The organism is Ruegeria sp. D6, assembly GCF_056534365.1.
Genome location: NZ_JBQFPH010000001.1, coordinates 933,781 through 958,231 on the forward strand (window position 1 = coordinate 933,781; position 24,451 = coordinate 958,231).

Here is a 24,451-nt window from a genome sequence, read left to right on the forward strand (position 1 = left end):
AGTTCAACTTCAATACCCCGTCATCTCAAGATATCCGCGTCCTGTGTGGCTACCTGTGATGGTGATTGGGCCTTCCCAGTATTCGAACCGGGTTCCCATCCAAGCCTTCGGGCTTATGGCATCGACTTCAACATCGATCCCGCGATCCGGCAACGACACCTGCCATTTGATCGGAACGTCACGTTGTGCCACGCGGGCGGTTTCAAGGGGTTCTAGCAGGACTGAGCCGTCAGGTAGGGGGGTCGTTTGCCCATCAGGCTCAATCCACGTAGCGGCCGTGAAATCCCCTCGATCCCCGCGTAGGCGGAAGGCCATCAGCTTGTCACCGTCGTCAAAGCTGAGCGAGAACCAGTCCCAGCCGCTTTGATCTTCGGCCAAGGGTTGCGAAGACCATTCGCGATCCAGCCAACCCTGGCCGGCGACTTCGACATCTTCGTTGGGCAGGTGGAGCGTGCCCTCGACCGAGTAGAAGGGTTGTGAATAGTAGTAGCTTGCCTGACCATCGGCGGATTTCACCGAATACCCCTCGGCCCCGTGAAACACCAATGGGCCTTGGGCCTTCAGGTTCAGATCATACCCAAAGTCTGATCCGTTTGCTGTCAGGCTGAGGGTTTCCAAATCATCGCCGCGCATGTGCCATTCATCGATCCATGCCTCAAACGGATGGGCCGTTACGCCAGCCTGTCCGACACCGCCGCGAGAGAGTCGTTCGGCGAAATAGTGTGTTTCTGGCGTTGTGAGCGCGGCATGGCCCATCCAGATCTGCGGGCTTTGCCAGCCGTCAGCTTCGGATGGTTTCAGGGCCGATCGGAACAGGGTCCATTGTATGCCATAGTCGCGACCCTCTGCGTCTTTGAGGTTTGCCGTCAGATACCACCATTCAATCCGATAATCCGGATGGGCGCCGTGATCTTGCGGAAACTGAAAGCTGTAGCCCGGTTCAGGACGCGTAAAGCCATCCGCATTGCCGCCCAACCCGGCATAACCCTGCGCCCAACCGGGAATTGGAAGGAGGATGAACAGAATGAAGGCTTTAACGTTCATTGGCAAAAACCCTCAACAGCGCAGCAGGTGGTAGGCGGAGCAATCGTAATGCGGGTAGGGCCGCTGCGAGCACGGCGGCAACCAGAGTCAGCAGGAATAAGCTCAGCCAATCAGTTGGGAACAAATACATGGGCAAGCGCCATCCGAAGGCCTGCACGTTGATCACGGCCAGCAGCACCCATGCCAATACAAGGCCCAATGGAAGGGCAAAGCAAGCAGTCATCACCGCAAGCAGGACACTGCGCAGAAGCTCTAGCTTGGCCAGTTGCGCGCGCGTTAGACCCAGCGCCCAGACCGGTGCGACCTGAGGCAGGCGCTGGGTCCACAATGTCAGCAAACTGGTGAGTATCGCGAACCCCGCAACGCCCAGTGTCAGCACATTCAGCGCTGAGGTGACGACGAAAGTTTTTTCAAAAACAGCCATCGATTGCGCTTTCATAGCGGCCTGCTGCACAACTGCCGATGGAGGCAGGTCAAATTGGTCACGCAACGCCTGTGCCAGCTCCGAGGCCTGATCCGGTGCGATGCGAATGCCAAAGCGGCGTGTATCCGTATCCGGGGCAATCTGATCCAGCATCGGCATTGCGACGATGGCCTGACCTGTCGGGTTCCCGTAGTCGGAATAGACACCTGCAATCGGCAAGCTGTGCTCGGGTGTGATCGCGACGGTATCTCCGGGCCACAGATCCGCGCGTCGTGCGAGTTGCTCGTTGATGAGTACGGCGCCGCGATACAGGACGTTGTCCCAGACGTCGGGATCCTTGGCGATCAGTGGCCAGTTATTGCGATAGCTATCGTGATCAACAATCCCGTACAGAAACAACGGCCCGGTCTCGTGCGGCAATTCGGTGCTGCGAATGGGTAGGACAGCTGACGCCCTTGGGGCGAGCCAATCGATAAGGGCTGCGCCTTGTGCATTGTCGGCTGCGGTCACGTAAAGTTCGGAGGTCAGCCGTTGATCGAGCCAGCCAGTAAAGGTGAGGCGGAAGCTTGAAACCATTGTGCCCACGCCGATATTCGCGGCGAGCGCTAGCAGCAAGGCCATCAGCGCAAGTGACAGACCGGGCAATTGCGCCCGCATGTCCGCGAGCACCCATTGACCAACAGGCGTGCGGGCCCGGCGCAGGCACAAGGTCAATATCCCTGACAGTGCGAGCGGCAGCAACAAGGCCGCTCCGGTCAGCATCCCGGCAAGCAAGGCAAACCCTGCGATAAGTCCGCCGATTGTGAAATATGCGATAAAGCCCACTGCTAGCAGGGCTAGGCCACACGCGCCCGTAATCTGGGCCGAGGCTTTACTGCCACGCCAAGCTTGTAAGCCCGGCCCTGCGAGGATGGGCATGCGCGAAAGTCGCCAAAGAGCGTGGCCACTGGCCGCCAACGTGCCGCCTATTGCCATCGCAAGACCTGCGGCGACCCATTGGGGGCGTAATGACATCTGCCCGTCGATTGTTGCCCCGTAGAGGCCGCGCAACGTGGCGGCGACATCAGGCAACAAGGCTCCAGCCAGAAAATACCCCAGGATTAACCCGAACAGGCCACCGATCAGGGCCAAGAGAAGCAATTCACCCAGAACGATCCAGATCAGGCCCCGCATGGGAAGGCCCAACGCCCTTAATGTACGGATAGTGCCACGCCTCTGCGCGAAGGCGAGGCCGACCGTTCCGTGAACGATGAACAGGCCGACGGCGAAAGACAGCAAGCCGAAAGCTGAGAGGTTCAGGTGAAAGCTGTCGGTAAGCTGCGCGGTATCCAACTGGGCCGAGGGGCTAATGCGTTGAAGTTCAGGCGCAAGTTCTGACAGAGACGGGACACCACGGGGCTGATTGGGCAAGATCACCAGACGGGAAATCTGACCGGGACGGTTCAGAAGACGCTCGGCCACTCCAATATCGGTGAGCACCAGATCAGGTGGCAGCGCGGTGCTGGAAAGCACCGGTGGGAAGTCGTCGCTAGATTGAAACAGCGGGGCCAGGGCGGGTGACATCAGCAGCCGCCCCGGAGCTGTCAGCATATCAGCTGGGTCGGGGGCATCCGCGCCTTGCTCGATCTGGGTGATCGCGGGCAGGACAGGGTAGGCCACCAAATCCACCCCCATCAGACGTACGGAACGGCCCTTGATGCGCAGCGTGCCTTCTAAGACGGCCGCCACTTGCCAGCCTGCGCGCCTGAGCTCGGCGTAGCGGGAAAGAGGGATCGTGGAACCGGAGGCGCGCAGTTCGTCGAATTGTCCGATGGCAAGCTGGGCGCTGGCGCGTTCATAGCTGGCGCGCGCTTCGGCATTGATGGCTTGCACGGCCGACCACAGACAAGTTGCCAGCGCGATACCCGTCAGAAGCGTCATCAATTGCAATGGGTGCATCCGCCAATGGGACACCAGCGCCAGGACCGCAGCGCGTGTCATGCGATATGCCCGCCCGTCAGGTGGGCACGCCGGTCGAGACGGCTGGCGATGTCATTCGAGTGGGTGACCAGCAGGAGCGCAGCGCCGGTATCGGCTACCAATGAAAGCATCAGGTCCAGCACCACCGCACTTGCTGTTTCGTCCAGATTGCCCGTCGGCTCATCCGCTAGCAGCAATCGTGGTCGGATCGCCATGGCGCGTCCGATGGCAACCCGCTGCTGCTGTCCGCCCGAAAGGTTCTCGGGGTAGCGGTCTTGCAATTCGCTCAGGCCAAGGCGCTCGGTCAGGTGGGCAACCCAATCCGGGTCGTCCCGACCCGCAAGCCGCGCATGGATCGAGAGGTTCTGGGCAACGGTCAGCGACGGGATCAGGTTGAACTGCTGAAAGACCAGAGACAGAGTGCCGCGACGCAATTCGGCGCGTTCCGCATCATTCAGGGCCGACATGGCGCGCCCGTCCAGAGTAATCTCTCCGCCATCAAACCCATCCAGCGCCGCCACCAGATGCAATAATGTGCTTTTGCCACTGCCACTTTCTCCGATCAGAGCCAAGGTCCGTCCCTGTTCCAGCGTCAATGAAACATCAGTCAGGACAGGTCGCCCACCGGGATAGGATTTTCGAACGTGATCAATTGATAGCAACATGCAAACTCTCATCTGGTCCAGTCACAATGTGCAACGCGGCGCGCCAGTGTCCAGAGCCGAGATCGGTTCTATTCGCCGCAGCCTTACGCATCGCATGGGGTTGTCGGCAACGCGCGAAACCCCCATGCTTGCACAGTTTTCAGCGATCAGAACAAAGGCCGTTTACATGACATTGTCGCAACAAATCATTTGGGGCAGCTTCTATCTGGGTATTTGTTTTCTGATCGAAATCATGCTGCTGACATGGTGCGTTCTGGTCATCCGAAAACTGGTTGCGAAATGGGAGACGCGCAGCACTATCCTTGCAACCGCAGGCCCGATCAGCGTGGCGCTGGTGTTTATCGTGCTGACCCATACGGTTCAGGTCTGGATCTGGGCGATTGTCTGGGTGTGGGGTGATGTGCTGCCGGATTGGAATTCGGCCCTCTATTTCTCATTGGTGACGTTCACAACGCTGGGTTACGGCGACATCGTCTTGGGCGAAGGGCTGCGCATCTTCGGAGCGTTTGCATCGGTCACGGGCCTACTGGCCTTTGGGCTGTCAACCGCGTTCCTTGTGGCCCTCATGACGCGGGTGTTTGAAGAACGGTTCCTGAACTAGAGGATCGGTGCAAACAACCGTGCAAGCGGCGCACCAAAACGGATGTGGAACGGTTGCTGGGGCAAATTGCGGGTCAATTCGTAACTTGCTTCAAAATCGGTTTCCAGCATTGCGGCGACGGCCTCTGCTGCGCGACGGTCAAAGAACAGGGCCATCGCTTCAAAGTTCAGACGGAAAGATCGGTTGTCCAGATTGGTGGTGCCAACGGCGGCCAAGGTATCGTCTACAACAAACGCTTTTTGATGCATGAAGCCGTCGGTATAGCGAAACACACGGGCGCCACAGTCTCGGATTTCGTCGAAATAGGCAAAAGCGGCCAGCCAGGGCAGACGATGGTCGATGACATCCGGCACGAGTATTCGTACATCCACACCACGCAACGCCGCGTGCTGTAGCGCGGTCATGATGTCGATGTCGGGCACAAAATAGGGCGAGGCGATCCAAAGCCGTTCTTTCGCCTCAGTGATGGCCGCAAAGAACATCATTGCGCCGGTTTCTGTTTCGTCGCCCGGGCCCGTTGCCACCAGCAGCGCATTCATGTCCTGATCAGATTCATTTCCAGCCCAATCGAGTTGGTCGATCAGATCTTCGTTGCGCGCCCAGTGCCAATCCTCGGTAAAAATCAATTGCAGTTGCCGTACTACGTGGCCGGTCATCTTGATATGCGTGTCCCGCCAGCGACCGAACCGAGGGCTTTGCCCCAAGTATTCAACGCCGATGTTGTGACCACCGATAAAGCCGACATCGCCATCCACGATCACAGTTTTTCGGTGGTTGCGATAGTTCAGTTGAAACCGGAAATTGGGCCCGCGTTGTTCGCGGGGATCTGCAACATCCACACCGGCCTGGCGCAGCGTCTCAAAATAGCTGGACGGCAGGCCATAGCTACCCACCGCGTCGGTCATGAACCGAACATGTACGCCACGCTTGACCGCGGCGATTAGCCGGTCCCGCACCCTTCGCCCAAGATCATCATCCCGGACGATGTAGAACTGGATCAGAACGTAATTCTCGGCCTTATCTATGGCGTCGAGAATGGCATCAAACGTAGCTTTGCCGTCGATCAGCAGCTCGGCTCCATTACCACGTGAGACGGGCAAATGGGCCAACGCTTCAAACGCGCGAGGATTGACTCGCATCGTCTGAGGGTCGGGTTTCGAGAAATCGGCAAAGGTCTTGATCCCTTCGACGACGCGCTCACTTTCTTGCCGAGCGATCCGGTATCCTCTGAACCGATGGTGACCGAGGAATAGATACAGCGGCACGCCAAACATCGGGGCCGACAGTAGGAACACAACCCAGCCTACCGCGCCTTGAGGTGTGCGTGCAGTCTGCGCAGCGCGAACTGCAAAGACGACCGCTACGCAATAGAGTGAAAACAGAAAAAACGAGACGAGTAATGTCCACATCGGGGCGCAGCGATCCGGGTTGCTTAGTTTGCCCCAGTGTAGATGCGGGACCAGTCGTTGGCCATATCAACAATGACCCATCCCATATCCGGGCCTTTGTCCAACCCATCGACTAGCCGTCCAATCGGGCTTTCGCGGTCGTAGGCCCATTCGCGATCCGAATCAGTGTGATGGATCAAAACGCCCAGCCGTGGCCCGTCGCCTGCGGTGGTCCATTCTAGCATGGCAAAATCCCCGTCCGAGTTTCCCCCGGCAAATATGGGGCGCTTGCCAATGGTGCGCTCGATATTGATAGGTTTGCCTTCTTTATCATCGATGAAGGCGATGCCGGGGGCCTTGTTGATTACAGGCGTGCCGTCCACATTGTCATACGTGGTCTCACCATAGGTGCCCAGAATCTGTTCGGGCGGGATGCCATATGCCTGTTCGGCGAAGACACGCATGAAATGCAGGCCTCCGCCTGAAACGATATAAGTTTTGAAATCCTCATCCCGCAGATAGCGCAACAGCTCGACCATCGGCTGATAGGTCATCTGGTCGTAGGGCAGATCGGTCTCGGGATGTCGTGCAGTGTCCAGCCAATCCGCCACCGACGCCTGAAATACTTCAACGCTGCTGCCGGAATGCGATGCGTTGACCACTTCGATCAGAGCGTCGTGCCCGCCTTCCAGAATGGTTTTCAGATCACCCTCGGCAGCCGCTTTCAGGGCTGGGCTCGATAAGATTGATGGGTCTTGTTTAGCAAGCTCTGCCAGTTGGTCCATGGCAAATATGAACTGAAAATAGACCGGTTGTTCAGCCCAAAGCGTGCCGTCATTGTCAAACACCGCAATCCGGTCGGCGGGAGTGACATATAGTTCATTCGCCGGGTCGCTGACCGCGTCAACAAAGTCGATGATCAGCTGTTTTGATGCCGAGTCGGTCCAGCTGGGCAGGGGGTCTGCGAACGCCACTAGGGGGACGGTGGCTATAAACGCCGTGAGTTTGAGAAATCTCATGTAATAGCCTCTGATACTGGAAAAAGGGGCCGCGCTTTACGGCGGCCCCTGTCTTGTTTTCTAGTTCGAAGTTGGTGTGGCCAATTTCTGCATCACCTGATCCAGGCTGAAGCTTGCCGCCTTCTGGCGTGGTGGGAACTCTTGGAAAGTACTCAGGAAACTCGCCACATATTGCTGCGCCGGTACTAGGAAATACACCCGGTCAATCATCCAGTCATAGTATGTGTTGGATGTCCGGTATCCACGCTCATAAGGGTCGCGGCGCAGATTCACGATAATCGGCACGCGCAGCTCCGTGAATGGTTCCATCCATGCGCGCAGGGTGGCCCATGCTTTTTGCTCCAAAAAGATCAGCTTCCAGTCGTCAAAACGCAAAGCGGACAGGTCGCCGTCATCCGTGAAATAAAAGATTTCACGGCGGGGGCTTTCAGTGGTCTCACCGGTCAGCAGTGGCAATATGTTGTAGCCATCCAGATGCACTTTGTAGTCGCGACCCATGGCAGGTGAGGAATAGCCGGCTTTCAGCTTTTCCTTGATTTCGGGGTCGCCAGCGACCGCCAGATAGGTGGGCAGCCAGTCCATGTGATGCACGATTTCGTTCGAGATCGAACCCGCTTCGATCTTGCCGGGCCAACGCACCATGGATGGTACGCGCCAGCCGCCTTCCCAGTTGGTATTCTTTTCGCCCCAGAACGGTGTCGAAGCGGCATCCGGCCATGTGTTGTAATGCGGGCCGTTATCGGTGGAATAATGAACGATAGTGTTGTCGGCGATGCCGAGTTCGTCCAGCAGATCAAGCAGTTGGCCGACCTGAATGTCGTGTTCGATCATGCCCGCCGTGTATTCATCGGCCGGACTACCTAGGATTTCGTTGGCTGTTTCGCGCATTTCTTCCCCGACATGGGTGCGGAAATGCATCCGTGTGCCATTCCACCAGACATAGAATGGTGTGCCGTTCTGGTTGGCCTCACGAATGAACTCAACGGCAGCTTCCAGGGTTTCCTGATCCACCGTTTCCATGCGTTTGCGTGTCAGTGGACCGGTGTCTTCGATGGGGCCGCCTGCGCTGGACTTGATCACACCGCGCGGACCATAGGCCTCGCGGAACGTGCGCCCGTCGGGCAGAACCGCGTCCCCGGGATAATCTTCATGCTCGGGTTCTTCTTCGGCATTGAGGTGATAGAGATTCCCAAAAAACTCATCAAATCCGTGATTTGTCGGCAGGTGCTCATCCCTGTCGCCCAGGTGGTTCTTGCCAAACTGGCCGGTCACGTACCCATGATCCTTAAGCAACCCTGCAATCGTGGGGTCTTCGATCTGCATCCCTTCTTTAGCGCCAGGCAAGCCAACCTTGGACAGTCCAGTCCGGAACACCGATTGGCCCATGATGTAAGATGAGCGGCCAGCTGTGCAGGATTGCTCGCCATAATAATCGGTGAAGATCATGCCTTCATCGGCGACCCTGTCGATATTGGGGGTCTGGTATCCCATAAGGCCCATTGTGTAGGCCGAAATGTTGGATTGGCCGATGTCATCGCCCCAAATGACCAGAATGTTGGGTTTTTGATCCTGCGCCCATGCGGGCAGTGCGACCAGAACGGCAATCGACGCTGCTGCGGTACGGCGCAGTCCGATACGCCAGCTTTCCAAGAACCGGGTTGTAGTTAACATGTTTTACTCCTGAACTTGTGGACAATTTGTCCCTGTGAACTATCTGAGACTTGTATCCAGAATAGGATTAGTTGCAGTCGTTAAGCATTGGATATCCCGCGAAAATAGCCAGATTGCGGGATTCGTGTGTAAGTAATGTAGGCCAGTGAGCCTGATTGAAATTTATCATATGATGAAGTTTAAATATATAGATGGCATTAATTGAAACTGATCTAGACGCGCTGCAGGAAAGTTCCTGGTTCAAAACCAGATCTCCCGCCTTTCAGGATGCTCTGATGCGCAGCGCCGTGCGCCGAACTTACGGTGCTGACGAAGCTTTGTTTGTCCAGGGTGATCCCGCCAACGGGATTCACGCTGTATTGGATGGTAGTGTTAAGATCACCGTCCCCGCAGATGACGGTCAGGAATTTGTCATACACCAAGAGGGACGTGGCTTTTGGATCGGCGATCTCGCGTTGTTTGCGACTGCGCATCGGCTGATCAGCGTGGTGGCGACTCGGCCAACCGAGACGCTTTTCTTTCCGGCCCCGCGGTTAGAACGCTTGGTGCAGGATTCTCCTGACTTTGTTCGGGATTTCTACGCTTTGAGTCATGAAAACATGCAAAAAGCCCTGCGTATCGTAGCCAATCTTGCGGTGACCGGCACCGAGAAACGGCTGGTTTTGAGGCTGCTGCATCTGGATGAGGTGACATCCGATGCAGAGGGTTGGATACCGGTTTCGCAGGAAGAGCTGGCGGCTATGATTGCAGTCTCTGCGCCAACGCTTCACCGAGCATTACACAGGCTTATCGAATTGGACTTGATCGAAGGCGGGTATGGTCGGCTGAGGTTGAAAGATCGACGCGCCCTCGTCGCTAGCTGTCAAAGTTGACGGACGTTCAAGCCGAATGTTCTGTTGACGAGTGATCATCCTCACCGAGCCTTCCATCCAAAGACATCAAGATCGCGACAGGGCGCAGCGCGGGGATGTGGCTGAAGATGATCAGGATGCAGACGGTCAAAGGCACACTCAGGAACGCTCCGATCAGACCCCAGACCGTAGTCCAGAAAGTTAATGCCAAAATCACTAGGAAGGTCGACATGTTCAGCGATCGGCCCAGCATAGCCGGATCCAGAAAGTTGCCGATTAGAAACTGTAGTGTGCCGCACCCCAGAACGATCACGAGAAATGGCCCGATCGTCTCAAACTGAACCAGAGCGATCATTGCGGGAAAGATGACGGCGATGATCGAACCGATTGACGGGATGAAATTCAGGGCGAAAGTCAGCACGGCCCAGGTTTCAGCATATTCCAGACCCAGCGCTTTGAATACGGCGTAGCTGATGGTGGCGGTGATCAGACTGATAAATGTTTTCACGCCGACGTATCGCTGCAGGCTGTACGAAATCGCATCCAGAACCAAGGCCAGGTCAGCCCCCAGCCGTGGGTTGCCGGCGGCAAGCTGGATTTTCTTGCGAAAGGCCAACCGCTCGGCCATCAGAAAGGCGACATAGAGGCTGATTAGGAAGAACTGGTTAAGCAGTGATGTGGCGCTGCCCAGCAATATCCGAGCGACATAGGACATATCGATGCTGACCAGATTGTCTCGGATAAAACTTGTGACATCGTTGCCGACCAACCCGGTAATTCTATGAACAGCCCCGTCAAACTGGCTTTCGTAGGTGTTGATCGAGCGTGCAAATTGCGTGGCCTGACTGCCCAGAATGTACATGATCATGAACAAACCGGCCAATACAACTGTTACTCCCGCGACATTCGCCAACCAGATTGGCACCCGCGTCACTGCAATGACCCGGTCGCTAAGGGCCAGGATCAGCACGTTGACCAGTAACGCCATGGTCAACGGCACCAGAAAGTTTGCCCCTGCATAGAGGCCAAGCACCATTAGCGTGGCCACGATCGCTACATCCCGCAATACGCTCAGTTGCGGACGCGCACGGGAAGGGCTGTTTTCTGGGTCAGAGGTCATAAGATGGCCTTGGTCTGAGTGCTGCCTGGATGCGTTTTGATTGATCCTGCACAGGCTGGCGGGTTTATGCAATCCATACAGAAGGTTATACGCATGAAATCGGTGGCCTGATCCGATTGGCGGTTCTGCCAAAGGAAAAGGCAGGCTAGGCTAGCGCAATGCCAACTGTTTTGATTCCCTCGTTCGGCCAATTCCTGCGTGCGCTCTGGCTTGCTGTGCGCCGATTTAATGACAAAAACGGCTTCGTCATGAGCAGCCACGTCGCCATGTCGTTGATGATGGCCCTGTTTCCATTCGTTCTATTCACGGTCGCGTTGGCAGGGGCCTTGTCACAGGGCTATGTGACCGATGAACTGATCGAACTGATATTTGGCGCCTGGCCCAAAGATGTGGCCGATCCCATCGTTTCAGAACTGCGTGCTGTTCTGGCCGGTGCGGGCTCGGGCGTGATCACTTTGGGTGGCTTGTTGGCGATCTACTTTGCCTCAAACGGAGTCGCCGCTGTGCGAAAGGCGATGGCGCAGGCCTATCACGACACGGACAATTGGCCGTTCTGGAAGACCCGACTGCTGTGCTTTGTGCTGGTCATAATCGGCGGTGCTGCCATTCTGGCCATCGCGGCGGTCGAAGTCGTTCTGCCGGTCTATACCCGTTTGGTTTCGGAAAAGACGGCAGTGGATGTGGACAACTGGCTGTCGGTGGATCGTCTGCGATGGACCTTTACCGTGGCTGTCCCCGCTGGCACCGTTCTTTTGGCTCATCTGATCTTGCCCACCCGACGGCACAGCCTACTACAAATCTTGCCGGGCGTAATCCTGACATTGGCTTTGTGGGCTGCAGGTGGATGGGGCTTTTCAATCTACATCGCCAAGTTTGCGACCTATAGCGCGACGTATGCCGGGCTTGCAGGGGCAATGGCAGCGCTGATTTTCCTGTACTTATGCTCGGCCATGCTGATCCTCGGGGCTGAATACAACGGCGCGCTGATCGATTTGCAAAACGAAGAGGGGCAATGATGTATCTCCGCGCTATCGTGATGACCGCGATCCTTTGGGCGACCGCGCAGCAGTCGCAGGCGCAGGACTATGTTGGATCAGACGCGTGCTCGGATTGTCATAAGGAAGAAACCGAAGCCTGGGAAAGCTCATACCATGCGCTTGCCTGGACCGAGGTGGAGGACGGCCATGTTCAGGCTGATTTCGATGGAACACGATTCTCGCATGATGGAATGAGCGTGGCCTTTGCGGATCAAGATGGAGCTCTTACGGCGCAGGTCACCGAAAAAGACGGCGTTACAACGACCTATCCGGTACATTCAGTGGTTGGTATCGCGCCGCTACAGCAATATCTTTTCGAAACCGAACCCGGCCGGTTGCAGAGTTTCGACGTTGTTTGGGACGTCGAAAAGGGCCGTTGGTTTCACCTTTATCCAGATCAGGATCTGCCTCCGAATGATGGGCTGCACTGGACCGGTCCGTACAAAAGCTGGAACGCCCGCTGTGCCGAGTGTCACGCGACCGGTTATGTGAAGAACTACGACTCTGAGGAAAGGCGCTATGCCTCGACACAGGTCGAAATTGGTGTCGGGTGCGAGGCTTGCCACGGGCCGGGTTCTGCGCATTTGGAGTGGACGACCGGAAAAGTGTTGCAAGACGGTTTGAGCGAGTTCGGATTCCCTACGACATGGGGCAGGGGGCAGACAGAAGCGGAAATTCAGCAATGCGCCGGCTGTCATTCCCGGCGCGAGGCGTTAGAAGATGGTAATCCGCTTCCCGGCAAGCCGTATCACGACGCCTATAACCTGGCGTTGCTGCGACCGGGTTTGTATCACCCAGATGGCCAGATTTTGGACGAGGTCTATGTTTATGGCTCATTCCTGCAGTCGCGCATGTATGCAGAAGGGGTGGGTTGCATGAATTGCCACGATCCGCACCGGGCTGAGGTGAAAGCCGAGGGTAATGGGTTGTGTACCCAATGCCACTCCCCCGCTGGCAACCCGGATTTCCCGACCCTTCGGCTGGCCGAATATGACACGCCCGTGCATCACCAACATGCTGAAAATTCTGCGGGTGCCCAATGCAAGAACTGCCACATGATCGAGCGTGTCTATATGGGGGTAGATGGCAGGCGCGATCACAGCTTCCGCATTCCCCGCCCTGATCTGGGGCTCGGAACTGATGCCTGCACCGATTGCCATGCGGATGAAGATCAGTCTTGGGCGGCGCAGCAGATTGAACTCTGGTTCCCGGAATCATCCTATAGAGTGGCGCATTATGGCACGACATTTGCAGCAGCAGGCAGTGGTCAATTGGACGACCCTGAAACGCTGGTCGCGATCGCTCTGGATGAAGGGCAGGCAGGTATCGTTCGCGCAACCGCTCTGTATTTGTTGCAACCTTTTGCAACGCCTGATCTTGCCGAGCGTCTAGCACCGTTGCTGGCCGATCCGGACCCACTGATACGGGCCAATGGACCGGTACTGCAGCGTCAGGTTCCTGCCCAGTTGCGCGCTTCGCGGTTAGAGCCGTTGTTATCCGACCCCATGCGCAATGTACGCATCTCGGCTGCGAAAGAGTTCTTATCGATCCCCGCACAGGCCATGACGCAAGACCAACGCGCAAGCGCGCAGCATGGCATGGCGGATTGGCAACGTAGCATTTCCAATCGTTTGGACTTTCCTGAGACCCATTTGGTGTTGGGTGGTTGGGCGCTTACGCTCAGAAACGCGCCGGCTGCAGAACGTGCATTCCGCGAGGTTGTAACGCTCGACCCGCAGCGCGTTGAGGCTTGGCCGATGCTGGTTCAACTTGCCCACATCAATCGCGGTGTTCAGGCTGCGTTGGCGACATTGGACGAGGCCTTGTTAGTTCTTCCCGATGATCCAAACTTAATGCAACTGGCGCAGGAACTCGGGAGATAACTGGCATGGAACTGGCAGATTTGCGCCATCTTCACGGCGCATTCTGCGGTTAGCCAACCGGTATAAGCACTCGGATTGCTACAGGTGATGTATGCCGGATCGCACCGCAACCCTCGCAAAGCCGCTGACGGCGGCCCGTAAAACGACGCTTGACCAGCGTATTGAAGAGCTGCGCGCGCGCAAGCCTGTCGATATCAATCATGGCGAAGCACTATTGCTGCAAGGCATAGCTGCAGCGTCTCTGCGGAAACAGAGCATAGCGCCGGGAAAGATCGATCTGGATTAACGCCGCTTAACCCCGGAAGCCGGTGGCGACAACAAACTTCTCGGAACTATCAGAACGTGAGGCCGGAGGCTTCACATTGGCAACCTTGTTGAATTTCTGCTTGAGCAGTTTCTGAAGGTCCCCCTCAGCCCCGCCAGCAAGCACCTTGGCAACGAAGGTGCCGCCCTCTTCCAGCACGTCGAACGCGAAATAAGCCGCCGTTTCGCACAAGGCCATGATCCGCAGGTGGTCAGTCTGTTTGTGGCCCGAGGATGCAGCCGCCATATCAGACATGACCACGTCCGCTTTGCCACCCAGCCAGTCCTTGACCTTCTGATCGGCGTCATCTTCCATGAAATCAAGGACATGCGCGGTGGCACCGGCGACGGGCTCAACCTCTTGAAGGTCAACCCCCAGGACGGTGCCGATGCGCTTGCCGCTTTTCTCGCCGAGTGCATTGACGCGTTTCACAGCGACTTGCAGCCAGCCACCGGGCGCACATCCCAGATCGACCACGCGCGCGCCGGGTACGAGAAACCGGAACTTGTCGTCCAACTCAAGTATCTTGAATGCCGCGCGTCCGCGATAGCCTTCGACCTGCGCGCGTTTGACATAGGGGTCGTTCAACTGCCGTTCTAACCAGCGGGTCGAGCTGAGCTTGCGCCCGCGCGCTGTCTTGACCTTCACCTTCAGGTCGCGTTGTCCGCGACCCGAGTTGCTTTTGCCAGTTGGTGTCTTCGCCATCAAAACGGTCCGTCTTCCAATACACCGTCCGCACTCATTTGCGCATAAAGCAAACCCTCGCGCAGCCCACGGTCCGCCACAGAAAGGCGATCGGTGGGCCAGCAGCGCAACAGGGCCTGCAAGATGGCCGAGCCGGACATGATCAGGGCCTGCCGATCTTCTCCGATCCGGGGATCACGGCGGCGCCCACGAGGGCCGAGTTCTAGATAGCCTCGTATCACCTTGTCAATCTGATCGCTGGTCATCCGCAATCCGTCCACCTTCGTCCGGTCATAGCGCTTGAGCCCAAGATGCGAGGCGGCGACGGTGGTCACCGTTCCACTGGTGCCCACGATTTGGAACCCTTCGCGGGCCTGTTCATCCTTGTAAGGCGCGAAATCGGCCAGGTTTTCTTCAAAAAACCAGCTCATTAGCGCAAAACGCGCGGCATCGTCTTCGACGTCGTTGAACTGATCACGCAATGTTGCCACGCCCAGCGGGACGCTGATCCAATCGACCACTTTGGCCGCAGGGAAAGGGCTTTCAGGTGTGTGGAACCCGTTATGCAATCTCATAATCGCGGCAGGCCGATCCCGACGAGGAACAGAGGAGATGTCGATCCAGACCAATTCGGTTGAGCCGCCGCCGATATCGACGACCAACAATTGCTCGGTCTTGGTCGACACTAGCGGTGCACAGGAAATCACAGCCAGACGTGCTTCTTCCTCGGGCTGGATGATGTCGAGCGTCAGGCCGGTTTCGCGTTTAACTTGCCGGATGAAATCGCGTGAATTCTTGGCGCGACGGCAAGCCTCGGTTGCGATCAAGCGCATGCGCTTGACCTTGTTACGTTTGAGTTTTTGCTGACAAATCCGCAGCGCCTGTACGGTACGTGCCATAGACGCCCGCGACAACCGCCCGGTGCGTTCCAGACCGGCACCCAACTGCACCGATTTGGAGAAGCTGTCCACCACATGAAATCCACTGCCCTTGGGCTGGGCGATCAACATGCGGCAGCTATTTGTCCCCAAATCCAGTGCCGCATATAACGCATCTGGATCGGGTCTTGCCGGCGCGGGGCTTTCGACCGCTTTCGGGAACGCGCCCGCACCTCTGGGACGCTTGGGCGCCATCTTAAACGCCCTCCGATTTTCGAGTTACCCCGACCATAGGTCGCGCAATTGGATCACGCAAGACGCTCATTAAAGTCATTAGGATTTTGATGTTCGGTTTTGCCCCCCAAGGCATTAAAAGCTGCGGTACGCAGCCGTGGGCAAAAAGGTCGCTGCAAATACGCCGTATGTCGAAAATCGACCGACTTGGACCCACATTGAAGTTTAGAACCGGTCCATCTGGTTAGGAGGAATCACGGTAATGCCTGACGTCACCATCGTATATTGGCGCGATATTCCCGCCCAAGTCATCGTCGGCAAGGGCCGTCGTGGCGCTAAGCGGCAGTTGGAAGAGCGGTTTGAACAAGCCATCGACCGGGCCGCAATGAAGGTGAACGCCAAAGATAGTGATGCCTATCTGGCCGAGTGGCGCAAAGCCGAGCCTTTCGCAGTTGAGGGCGACCCGTCCGAAATTGCCGAAGCCGAGGCCGCGCGTTTGGAAACAGAGTACGATCAGGACCGTATCAAGACCCTGATCGCCAATGACGGTTGGGCATGAGCCCCAGATCTTTATGGGAGGCCGCTATGGCTTTGCTGAACTTCAAGAAACGTGATGCGGTCGAAAACGGCCCTGTGAACCCGACCGTCGAAGCCTTTTTGCAGGGCTACTCGATCGAGGTGATGCCGCGCACTGCGGAAAAGGTCGAAGATTTCCGCGCGCTGCTGCCAGAAGGCACCCGTGTCTACATCGCCCATATCGAGGGCACGCCAATCGAAGACATGGTCAAAACTGCCAAGCGCATCGCGGCCGAAGGTTACCCTGTCATGCCGCATTTCCCGGCACGGATCATCAAGGATGCCGCAACGCTGGAAAACTGGATTTCCATGTATCAGGGTGAAGCGGGTGTCGAGCAGGCGCTTCTGCTGGCCGGTGGGGTCGCCAAACCGCATGGTGATTTCGACAGCTCGATGCAGCTGCTGGAAACCGGACTGTTCGACAAGGCGGGGTTCAAGCGACTGCACGTAGCCGGTCACCCCGAAGGCAACAAGGATATCGATCCCGACGGCTCGACCAAGAATGTCGATGACGCGCTGCGCTGGAAGCAGAAGTTTTCGGAAACCACCGACGCCGAAATGGCGCTGGCTACTCAGTTTGCGTTCGACGCCAAGCCGATCATCGCTTGGGCAGATAGCCTGAAAGAAGCGGGTATTGATCTGCCGATCCATATCGGTATCGCGGGCCCGGCGAAGCTGCAGACGTTGATCAAATTCGCTATCGCCTGCGGCGTTGGTCCATCGCTGAAAGTCCTGCAGAAGCGCGCCATGGACGTGTCCAAGCTGCTGTTGCCTTACGAGCCAACCGATGTGGTCACCGAACTGGCCAATCACAAGGCAGCCAACCCGGATTTCAATATCACCAAGGTACACTTCTTTCCGCTGGGCGGGATCAAGACCAACGCCAACTGGGCGATCAACAACGGCGGCGCTTCGGCAAAGCCGGTTAACTCCTAAGGAACGGACATGACCCGTACAGTCGTAGAATCAAAAACAAAAACTGCCGTTCTGGGCTTTGACGAACCGTTCTGCGTTATCGGTGAGCGGATCAACCCAACGGGCCGCAAGAAACTGGCTGCCGAATTGGAAGCAGGCGATTTCTCGACAGTCGAAAAGGATGCTCTGGCGCAGGTCGCTGCAGGCGCGACCGTTCTGGATATCAACGCAGGTGTCGTCTACAACTCGAACCCCAACCCGAACGAGACCGAGCCGCCGCTGATGACCAAGATCGTCGAGCTGGTGCAGGGGCTTGTTGATGTACCGCTTTGCATCGATTCCTCGGTTCCGGGCGCTTTGGAAGCCGGTCTTGAGGCGGCGGAAGGTCGTCCGCTGTTGAACTCGGTCACCGGTGAAGAAGAGCGTCTGGAACTGGTTCTGCCACTGGTCAAGAAATACAACGTACCCGTTGTGGCGATCTCGAACGATGACACCGGAATCTCGGAAGACCCTGATGTGCGTTTTGCCGTTGCCAAAACCATCGTTGAGCGTGCAGCCGATCACGGCATCCCGGCTCATGACATCGTGGTCGATCCGCTGGTCATGCCGATTGGTGCGATGGCAACTGCTGGCCAGCAGGTGTTTGCTCTGGTCCGTCGTCTGCGGGAAGAGCTGGGCGTGAACACCACATGCGGTGCGTCCAACATCTCGTTCGGCCTGCCGAACCGTCACGGTATCAACAACGCCTTCCTGCCGATGGCAATGGGTGCTGGAATGACTTCAGCGATCATGAACCCGGTGGCTCTGCCGGTGACGCAGAAGAAGATTGCCGAAAAGAAAGAGGCCGTTGCTGCCGCCGGTATCATTCTGCCCGAGGATATGGACGACGAAACCTTTGTACAGATGTTCGGTCTGGGTTCGACCCTTCCGCGTGCGGGCAAAGAGATGGAGGCCATCCGCGCCGCCAACCTGCTGACCAACAACGACGCACATGGCGGTGAGTGGATCAGGTTCAACAAACCACCCGCTGAGGCCGGAGCCGAAGGCGAGGGTGCACGCGGACGTCGTGGCGGTGGTCGTCGTCGCCGCGCTTAAGGTAAATAAAACAATGGATTGGGCCGGATTTTTTGATCCGGCCTTTTCGATTCGTCAGCGTTTGTTGACCCTTGAACCCCAATAAAGAGCAGTGCTAATCAATGCCCAGCGGCGGGTATGATGTAATGGTAGCCTGTCAGCTTCCCAAGCTGAACGCGCGGGTTCGATTCCCGCTACCCGCTCCAATCATTCTGCGCGTCGGGCCTGATAGAGGTTGATCATCGCCGGGATGAGGATCTCCGAACCAGACTTATACTGTCGGAACTCTTTTGCGACCGCTTCTTGAATAGCGTCAGTATCAGCCTCACTCCCTTCGAAATGAGCAACAACACGGCCCGCAGGACCAACACGTGTCACCAGCCTCGCCGTGCCTTCAACGCCGCCAAAACCCGTCAGGTTCACTGTGATCGCGTCGCCGGTTATTTCAGACAGCCCCGCTTGGGTCATCAGACCTTTGACATGGTCGATGTCGTGGAACGCCAGCGGCCCGGGCGCATAGCGGTCTACGCGGGGCGGTTGACCCATTCGCCGAACGGCGGCGACATGGGGTATCTTGAACCACGGGTTGACGTCCAATGGCCCCCAGGAAGCGAACGTCATTTGCCCACCTGGTTTCAGTGCCGAGGCGATGTTTCGGAATGCTGCGATCGAGTCGCTAAAGAACATGACACCAAACCGGGAGATTGCGGCATCCGTTTGTCCGGGTTCAAACGCGTAGGTTTGGGCATCCGCGTGCTGAAAAGTGATAGTCTGTATCCCGTTGCTTTCAGCGCGTTTGGCTGCGCGGTCCAGAAAGGGCTGTGAAATGTCAGCGGCCAGAACGTGCCCGTTCGGCCCTACCGCGCGGGCGGCAGCGATTGCGCTGACGCCCGTGCCACATCCGATATCCAGCACCTTCATGCCTGCCGACAAGGCGGCCCGGTTCAGAACGAGATCAAGAACAGGCGCAAAGGCGTGGTCAAGCTGATCCTCATAGGTCAGCCATTTGGTGCCTTGTTCCGAGTTTCCCCAGAATTCCGCCTGTTCCTCGTTCACTGATGTCATATTCGCCTCCTGTGGATGGGGCGACTATGACCTCCGGCGGCGTCGGCGGCCAGATTTTTCCTCATCCCCGCCGCCGGTATTGAAGGACGGAGCGGGCAGGGTGACGACCTGGGCCAATTCAGGGAACGGATCGGTTTTGTGCGGGATCGCATTGGCGGCGACGAAATGGTCTTGAAACTTGGGTTCGATTGCCGTTTCGACCTTGGTGATCTCGCGCACCACGCGTTCGATCTCGGCCCGCGATCCGATGTTACACAGCGCGATCCGGGCACCGGTTCCAGCGGCATTACCCGCGCTGGAGACCTTCTCCAGCGGTGCATCAGGGATCATACCCAGCACCATCGCGTGTTTGGTCGAAATATGTGCGCCGAAGGCACCGGCCAGTACCACGCGATCCACACGGTCAACCTCCATCTCATCCATTAGGAGACGCGCTCCGGCGTAGAGCGCGGATTTAGCCAACTGGATGGCACGGATATCACCCTGAGTTACCGTGATACGCGGACCGCCCTCGGCGCTGGCGTCGTGGATCAGATAGGAGTTGGTGCGGCCTTCGGGAACGCAACGCGATGTGCCCGTCTGCGCGGCCGAGCCGATCAGCCCGCTTTCGTCCAGAAGACCTGCAATGCGCATCTCGGCCACGGCCTCGATAATGCCTGAGCCGCAGATACCGGTGATGCCCGTGGTGGCAATGTCCTGATCAAAGCCTTCGTCATTCGACCATTTCTCGGACCCGATCACGCGGAAACGCGGTTCTTTGGTGACAGGATCGATTTCGATCCGTTCAATCGCACCGGGCGCGGCTCTCTGGCCCGAGCTGATCTGGGCACCTTCAAATGCGGGGCCGGTGGGTGACGAACAGGCCAGAACGCGGTGGGTGTTGCCCAGCAAGATTTCCGCATTGGTACCCACATCCACGATCAGTACCAGATCGTCGGACTTGCCGGGTTCCTCGGATAGGGCAACGGCAGCGCAGTCCGCACCCACATGGCCCGCAATACACGGCAGGATGTAGACCTGCGCGCGTGGATTCATCGTGGTCAGGTCCATCTCATGCGCAGGCAGGCACATGCTTTCGGACGTCGCGAGCGCAAATGGCGCCTGACCCAGTTCGACTGGGTCCAGACCCAGCAAAAGATGGTGCATGACCGGATTGCAGACGAACACCGTTTCGACGATCAAAGCGGCATCGATCCCGGCCTCATCAGCGATTGAAGTGGTCAGATCGTTGATCGCTTCACGCACGGCCCGGGTCATTTCCTTGTCGCCACCGGGATTCATCATGGCGTAAGACACGCGGCTCATCAGGTCTTCGCCGAAACGAATTTGCGGGTTCATCAGGCCGGAAGAAGCCTTGACTTCACCTGTTTCCAGATCGGTCAGATGCGCAGCGATGGTTGTCGAGCCGAGGTCGATAGCCAGACCGTAAAGCCCATGTTCGTGCAGGCCGGGCCAAATTTCGACGATACGGGCCACGTTGTCCTTGTGGCCTTTGTGGACGGCGACCGTGACCTCCCATTTCCCTTTGCGCAGCACTGGCTGCAGCTTGGACATCAGGGACAGGTCGGCGGTGATTGCATCGATCTTCCATTGTTCGCGCAAGGCGCGTTCTAACCGTTCCAGATCGCCTGTGGGCGAGTGCATGTCGGGTTGTTCCACCACCACGAAATACAGGCGTGTTGCAGGGTCCATGGTGATGGCGCGGGCGGCGGCGGCCTTGCGGACCACCTGACGGTGAACCTGGCTTTCAGGAGGCACGTCGATCACCACGTCACCCTGAACCGAGGCCTGACAGCCCAAACGGCGCCCGGGTTTCAAGCCTCGCTTGTCGTCATAACGCTGTTCAACCGCGTTCCATTCGCTCAGCGCGTCCTCCGAGACGGTCACGCCATGTTTGGGAAACTCGCCATAGCTGGGGGTGATCTGACATTTCGAACAAATACCGCGTCCACCGCAGACTGAATCAAGATCGACACCCAACTGGCGCGCTGCCGTCAGGATTGGCGTGCCAACAGGAAAGTGTCCGCGTTTGCCGGACGGGGTGAAAACGACAAGAGGATCGGTGGTCATGAATGGCTTGCCTTTGTATTCGCGCGTATGCCGGCGAACATATGGGTTTGAACGCAAAGGGAAAGGGCATTCAGCGGCACGTTTTGCATTGCTTGCGTCGTTTTCGGGCGTGGCAGAAGCCCGCAGGGGAAAACAACTTGGGTTCGGGGCTTTCCCTCGGGTGAAATCCATGCAATAGGGTCACCGTCAAACGGGCTTTTGCATGGGGTTATCAAATGCAGATTCGTGAGGCACTCACCTTCGACGACGTTCTTCTGGTTCCGGGCGCATCTTCTGTGCTGCCGGCAACCGCTGATACCACCACGCGCGTGACGCGTGAGATTACGATGAACATCCCGCTGCTAAGCTCGGCGATGGACACGGTGACCGAGGCGCGTATGGCTATCGCCATGGCGCAGGCTGGAGGCATCGGCGTGGTGCACAAAAACCTCTCGGTCGAGGAACAGGCCCGCGAAGTGCGTCGGGTTAAGCGGTTCGAATCCGGTATCGTCTATAACCCGGTCACGCTGCGCGCGGATCAAACATTGGCAGATGCTCAGGCTTTGGTAGAGCGCTACAACTTCACCGGCTTCCCGGTCGTTGAAGAAAGCGGTCGTGTCGTCGGCATTGTCACCAACCGAGATATGCGCTTTGCGACCTCGGATGACACGCCGATCAAAGCGATGATGACCTCTGACAATCTGGCGATGCTGCAAGAGCCCGCCGATCTGGAAGAGGCCAAAAGCCTTATGCGTGCGCGTCGGATCGAAAAGTTGCTGGTCGTCGATGGCGAGGGCAAGCTGACAGGCTTACTGACGCTGAAAGATACCGAACAGGCCGTGCTGAACCCTACGGCCTGTAAAGACCGGTTGGGCCGTCTGCGTGTGGCTGCTGCAACCTCGGTCGGAGACGCGGGGTTCGAGCGGTCAGAGCAGTTGGTCGATTCCGGGGTCGATATCATTGTTGTGGATACTGCACATGGTCATTCGCAAGGGGTTCTGGACGCGGTGAAACGTGCCAAGACGCTGTCGAACGAGGTTCAGATCATCGCCGGTAACGTCGCCACTGCCGAAGCCACCAAAGCGCTGATCGATGCAGGTGCAGACGCGATCAAAGTGGGCATCGGGCCCGGCTCGATCTGTACCACACGGATGGTCGCGGGTGTTGGCGTCCCTCAGTTGACGGCCATCATGGATTGTGCCGCTGCGGCGGGGGAAGTTCCGGTCATTGCTGATGGTGGCATCAAATTCTCGGGCGATTTCGCCAAGGCGATTGCGGCAGGGGCATCTTGCGCCATGGTGGGTTCGATGATTGCGGGCACGGATGAAAGCCCGGGCGAGGTGATCCTCTATCAAGGCCGCTCGTTCAAATCGTATCGCGGCATGGGAAGTCTGGGTGCGATGGCGCGCGGCTCGGCGGATCGCTATTTCCAGAAGGACGCCGCGAATGACAAGCTGGTGCCCGAAGGGATCGAAGGCCAGGTGCCGTACAAAGGGTCCGCAAGCGCTGTTGTGCACCAACTGGTTGGAGGTTTGCGGGCGGCGATGGGCTATACCGGTTGTGCCACCGTCGATGAGATGCGCCAGAACTGCAACTTTGTCAAAATCACTGGCGCAGGTTTGAAGGAAAGCCATGTGCATGACGTTCAGATCACACGGGAAAGCCCCAATTATCGCGTGATGTAAGTTTGTGAGACCCTTCAGGGGGCTCTCGAAATTGATCGTGTAGACGAACGGAAAACGCGATGACACCTGCTGCTCGGGTACAGGCCTCGATCGAGATCCTCGATGACATTCTTGCCGGTGCACCGGTCGAGAAGGCGTTGACCGGCTGGGCTCGACGCAGTCGGTTCGCGGGATCTAAGGATCGCGCTGCGATCCGGGATCATGTGTTTGATGCATTGCGGTGCAAGCGATCCTTCTCGGCGCTCGGTGGGTCCGAGACGGGGCGCGGCCTGATGATCGGTGCCGCCCGATCCTTGGGCTCAGACCTAACGTCAGTATTTTCGGGCGCGCGATATGCACCTGCAGAGGTAACCGAGGCTGACCAACCCAGGTCATTTCAGAGCGACGCAGAACGTCTGGATATCCCCGAATGGTTGTGGCCCCAATTTCAGGCCGCGTTGAAGGACGAAGCTGAACTTGCCGCAGCCGCGCTACAATCGCGCGCTCCGATTCATCTGAGGGTCAACCTGCTGAAAACTGACCTGCCTACAGCCATTCAACGACTGGCTGCCGAGGAGATCACGGCGCATCCACATCCGGCCTGCGATACTGCATTGGAAGTTACCGAGGGCGCACGCAAGATATCTCAGAGCGGTCCGTATACAGATGGGCTGGTTGAGTTGCAGGATGCCGCGAGCCAAGCGGTAGTTGCCGCGCTTGATTTGCAGCCAGGCATGCGTGTCCTTGACTATTGTGCGGGTGGCGGAGGCAAGTCCCTTGCTTTAGCGGCTACGTATATGGGTGTTCAGGTCTTTGCCCATGATGCCAATTCCAACCGTATGCGCGACTTGCCAGCGCGCGCGGCAAGGGCGGGCGCGGATGTCACGATCCTGACCACAGGCCAAATCACCGGTCAGGCCCCGTTCGATGTGGTTTTGACAGATGTGCCATGTTCCGGCAGCGGATCGTGGCGTCGCGCGCCGGCAGGGAAATGGGCGCTAACGCCCGAGCGTTTGGAGGAACTAGCGCAGATTCAGGCCACCATTCTACGAGATGTTTCACCTCTCGTTGCGCCCAAAGGCGTGCTTGCCTATGCGACCTGCTCGATGCTGGCGATTGAAAACGACGACATTATTGATGGATTCTTGGCCAGCAATCCCGAATGGCAGAGCGGATACCGCAAAACGTGGCTGGTTTCACACGGGACCGATGGATTTTTTACAGCACACTTGACGCGAATATAAACTTTAAAACACAACCTTAAGAAGTTTATGTCACTGATCATTAAGCAGCAATTAACCATTGCAGGCAGATATTGATCAGAAATTGTAATAATCCGGGCTGTT

The 24,451-nt window shown here is 57.4% G+C and carries 21 protein-coding genes and 1 tRNA gene; 11 read left to right on the forward strand and 11 right to left on the reverse strand.

The genetic code is table 11. The features are described from left to right. Positions 1-9: 9 nt before the first annotated feature. Genes ACR0A1_RS04640 through ACR0A1_RS04650 form a run of 3 tightly spaced genes read right to left on the reverse strand, consistent with a single transcriptional unit; the run spans position 10 to position 4,092 of the window. Complete coding sequence (locus ACR0A1_RS04640; RefSeq protein WP_480866424.1) at positions 10-1,044, reverse strand: lipocalin-like domain-containing protein; 1,035 nt, start codon at positions 1,042-1,044, stop codon at positions 10-12. After that, the gene (locus tag ACR0A1_RS04645) at positions 1,034-3,448 is read right to left on the reverse strand and encodes an ABC transporter permease (RefSeq protein WP_480866426.1); all 2,415 of its coding nucleotides are present in this window, start codon (positions 3,446-3,448) and stop codon (positions 1,034-1,036) included. The genes ACR0A1_RS04640 and ACR0A1_RS04645 overlap by 11 nt, the downstream gene beginning before the upstream one ends. After that, positions 3,445-4,092, reverse strand: coding sequence for an ABC transporter ATP-binding protein (locus ACR0A1_RS04650; RefSeq protein ID WP_480866428.1), 648 nt, complete (start codon positions 4,090-4,092; stop codon positions 3,445-3,447). Before ACR0A1_RS04650 ends, ACR0A1_RS04645 begins: the two co-directional genes overlap by 4 nt. On the opposite strand from ACR0A1_RS04650, the gene ACR0A1_RS04655 reads away from it, so the two are divergent. Next, on the forward strand, positions 4,091-4,693 hold the full coding sequence (locus ACR0A1_RS04655) for a potassium channel family protein (protein WP_480866430.1): 603 nt from the start codon (positions 4,091-4,093) through the stop codon (positions 4,691-4,693). The genes ACR0A1_RS04650 and ACR0A1_RS04655 overlap by 2 nt on opposite strands. Here the strand turns inward: ACR0A1_RS04655 and cls are convergent. Genes cls through ACR0A1_RS04670 form a run of 3 tightly spaced genes read right to left on the reverse strand, consistent with a single transcriptional unit; the run spans position 4,690 to position 8,771 of the window. Then, entirely contained in the window at positions 4,690-6,102 is a 1,413-nt protein-coding gene (gene cls / locus ACR0A1_RS04660; protein ID WP_170510213.1) for a cardiolipin synthase, read from the reverse strand. The genes ACR0A1_RS04655 and cls overlap by 4 nt on opposite strands. Positions 6,103-6,125: 23 nt before the next feature. Then, on the reverse strand, positions 6,126-7,100 hold the full coding sequence (locus ACR0A1_RS04665; protein ID WP_480866432.1) for an HAD family hydrolase: 975 nt from the start codon (positions 7,098-7,100) through the stop codon (positions 6,126-6,128). Between the two features lie 60 nt (positions 7,101-7,160). Continuing rightward, positions 7,161-8,771, reverse strand: a complete 1,611-nt coding sequence (locus ACR0A1_RS04670) for an arylsulfatase (protein WP_255612093.1) — start codon at positions 8,769-8,771, stop codon at positions 7,161-7,163. A 275-nt stretch (positions 8,772-9,046) separates the two neighbouring features. Between ACR0A1_RS04670 and ACR0A1_RS04675 the strand changes: the two genes are divergently transcribed. Then, complete coding sequence (locus tag ACR0A1_RS04675; RefSeq protein ID WP_480613503.1) at positions 9,047-9,643, forward strand: Crp/Fnr family transcriptional regulator; 597 nt, start codon at positions 9,047-9,049, stop codon at positions 9,641-9,643. Between the two features lie 7 nt (positions 9,644-9,650). Here ACR0A1_RS04675 and ACR0A1_RS04680 read toward each other — a convergent pair whose 3' ends face one another. Beyond that, on the reverse strand, positions 9,651-10,742 hold the full coding sequence (locus tag ACR0A1_RS04680; RefSeq protein WP_170421749.1) for an AI-2E family transporter: 1,092 nt from the start codon (positions 10,740-10,742) through the stop codon (positions 9,651-9,653). Positions 10,743-10,900: 158 nt separating this feature from the next. On the opposite strand from ACR0A1_RS04680, the gene ACR0A1_RS04685 reads away from it, so the two are divergent. The 3 genes from ACR0A1_RS04685 to ACR0A1_RS04695 all read left to right on the forward strand — a co-directional run bounded on the left by ACR0A1_RS04685 (position 10,901) and on the right by ACR0A1_RS04695 (position 13,948). Continuing rightward, a complete protein-coding gene (locus ACR0A1_RS04685; protein WP_170393012.1) occupies positions 10,901-11,758 on the forward strand; it encodes a YihY/virulence factor BrkB family protein in 858 nt (285 codons plus the stop codon). Then, a complete protein-coding gene (locus tag ACR0A1_RS04690; protein ID WP_480866435.1) occupies positions 11,755-13,662 on the forward strand; it encodes a cytochrome c3 family protein in 1,908 nt (635 codons plus the stop codon). The genes ACR0A1_RS04685 and ACR0A1_RS04690 overlap by 4 nt, the downstream gene beginning before the upstream one ends. A gap of 91 nt (positions 13,663-13,753) precedes the next feature. Next, positions 13,754-13,948 carry a hypothetical protein gene (locus ACR0A1_RS04695; protein ID WP_170393013.1) on the forward strand — a complete coding sequence of 65 codons (195 nt, stop codon included), beginning with the start codon at positions 13,754-13,756 and terminating at the stop codon, positions 13,946-13,948. Positions 13,949-13,954: 6 nt separating this feature from the next. Here ACR0A1_RS04695 and ACR0A1_RS04700 read toward each other — a convergent pair whose 3' ends face one another. Continuing rightward, positions 13,955-14,671, reverse strand: coding sequence for an RlmE family RNA methyltransferase (locus tag ACR0A1_RS04700; protein WP_170393014.1), 717 nt, complete (start codon positions 14,669-14,671; stop codon positions 13,955-13,957). Continuing rightward, entirely contained in the window at positions 14,671-15,783 is a 1,113-nt protein-coding gene (locus ACR0A1_RS04705) for a Ppx/GppA phosphatase family protein (RefSeq protein ID WP_170393015.1), read from the reverse strand. The genes ACR0A1_RS04700 and ACR0A1_RS04705 overlap by 1 nt, the downstream gene beginning before the upstream one ends. A 241-nt stretch (positions 15,784-16,024) precedes the next feature. On the opposite strand from ACR0A1_RS04705, the gene ACR0A1_RS04710 reads away from it, so the two are divergent. From ACR0A1_RS04710 to ACR0A1_RS04725, 4 genes are all read left to right on the forward strand, one after another. Next, positions 16,025-16,321 carry a virulence factor gene (locus ACR0A1_RS04710; RefSeq protein ID WP_170393016.1) on the forward strand — a complete coding sequence of 99 codons (297 nt, stop codon included), beginning with the start codon at positions 16,025-16,027 and terminating at the stop codon, positions 16,319-16,321. A 26-nt stretch (positions 16,322-16,347) separates the two neighbouring features. Beyond that, positions 16,348-17,274: a methylenetetrahydrofolate reductase gene (locus ACR0A1_RS04715; RefSeq protein ID WP_170393017.1), complete on the forward strand. Its 927-nt coding sequence runs from the start codon at positions 16,348-16,350 to the stop codon at positions 17,272-17,274. 9 nt (positions 17,275-17,283) lie between these two features. After that, a complete protein-coding gene (locus tag ACR0A1_RS04720; RefSeq protein ID WP_170393018.1) occupies positions 17,284-18,348 on the forward strand; it encodes a methyltetrahydrofolate cobalamin methyltransferase in 1,065 nt (354 codons plus the stop codon). A 111-nt stretch (positions 18,349-18,459) separates the two neighbouring features. Continuing rightward, a tRNA-Gly gene (locus ACR0A1_RS04725) sits at positions 18,460-18,533 on the forward strand. 1 nt (position 18,534) lies between these two features. Here ACR0A1_RS04725 and ACR0A1_RS04730 read toward each other — a convergent pair. Both ACR0A1_RS04730 and ACR0A1_RS04735 read right to left on the reverse strand, forming a co-directional pair. Continuing rightward, positions 18,535-19,392 (reverse strand): class I SAM-dependent methyltransferase, encoded by an 858-nt coding sequence (locus tag ACR0A1_RS04730; protein WP_480866438.1) that lies wholly within the window; start codon positions 19,390-19,392, stop codon positions 18,535-18,537. 24 nt (positions 19,393-19,416) lie between these two features. Further along, entirely contained in the window at positions 19,417-21,462 is a 2,046-nt protein-coding gene (locus ACR0A1_RS04735; RefSeq protein WP_480866440.1) for an ASKHA domain-containing protein, read from the reverse strand. A gap of 215 nt (positions 21,463-21,677) precedes the next feature. Between ACR0A1_RS04735 and guaB the strand changes: the two genes are divergently transcribed. After that, positions 21,678-23,126 (forward strand): IMP dehydrogenase, encoded by a 1,449-nt coding sequence (gene guaB / locus ACR0A1_RS04740; RefSeq protein WP_170646100.1) that lies wholly within the window; start codon positions 21,678-21,680, stop codon positions 23,124-23,126. A 59-nt stretch (positions 23,127-23,185) separates the two neighbouring features. Further along, entirely contained in the window at positions 23,186-24,349 is a 1,164-nt protein-coding gene (locus ACR0A1_RS04745; RefSeq protein WP_480866442.1) for an RsmB/NOP family class I SAM-dependent RNA methyltransferase, read from the forward strand. Positions 24,350-24,451: the final 102 nt, after the last annotated feature.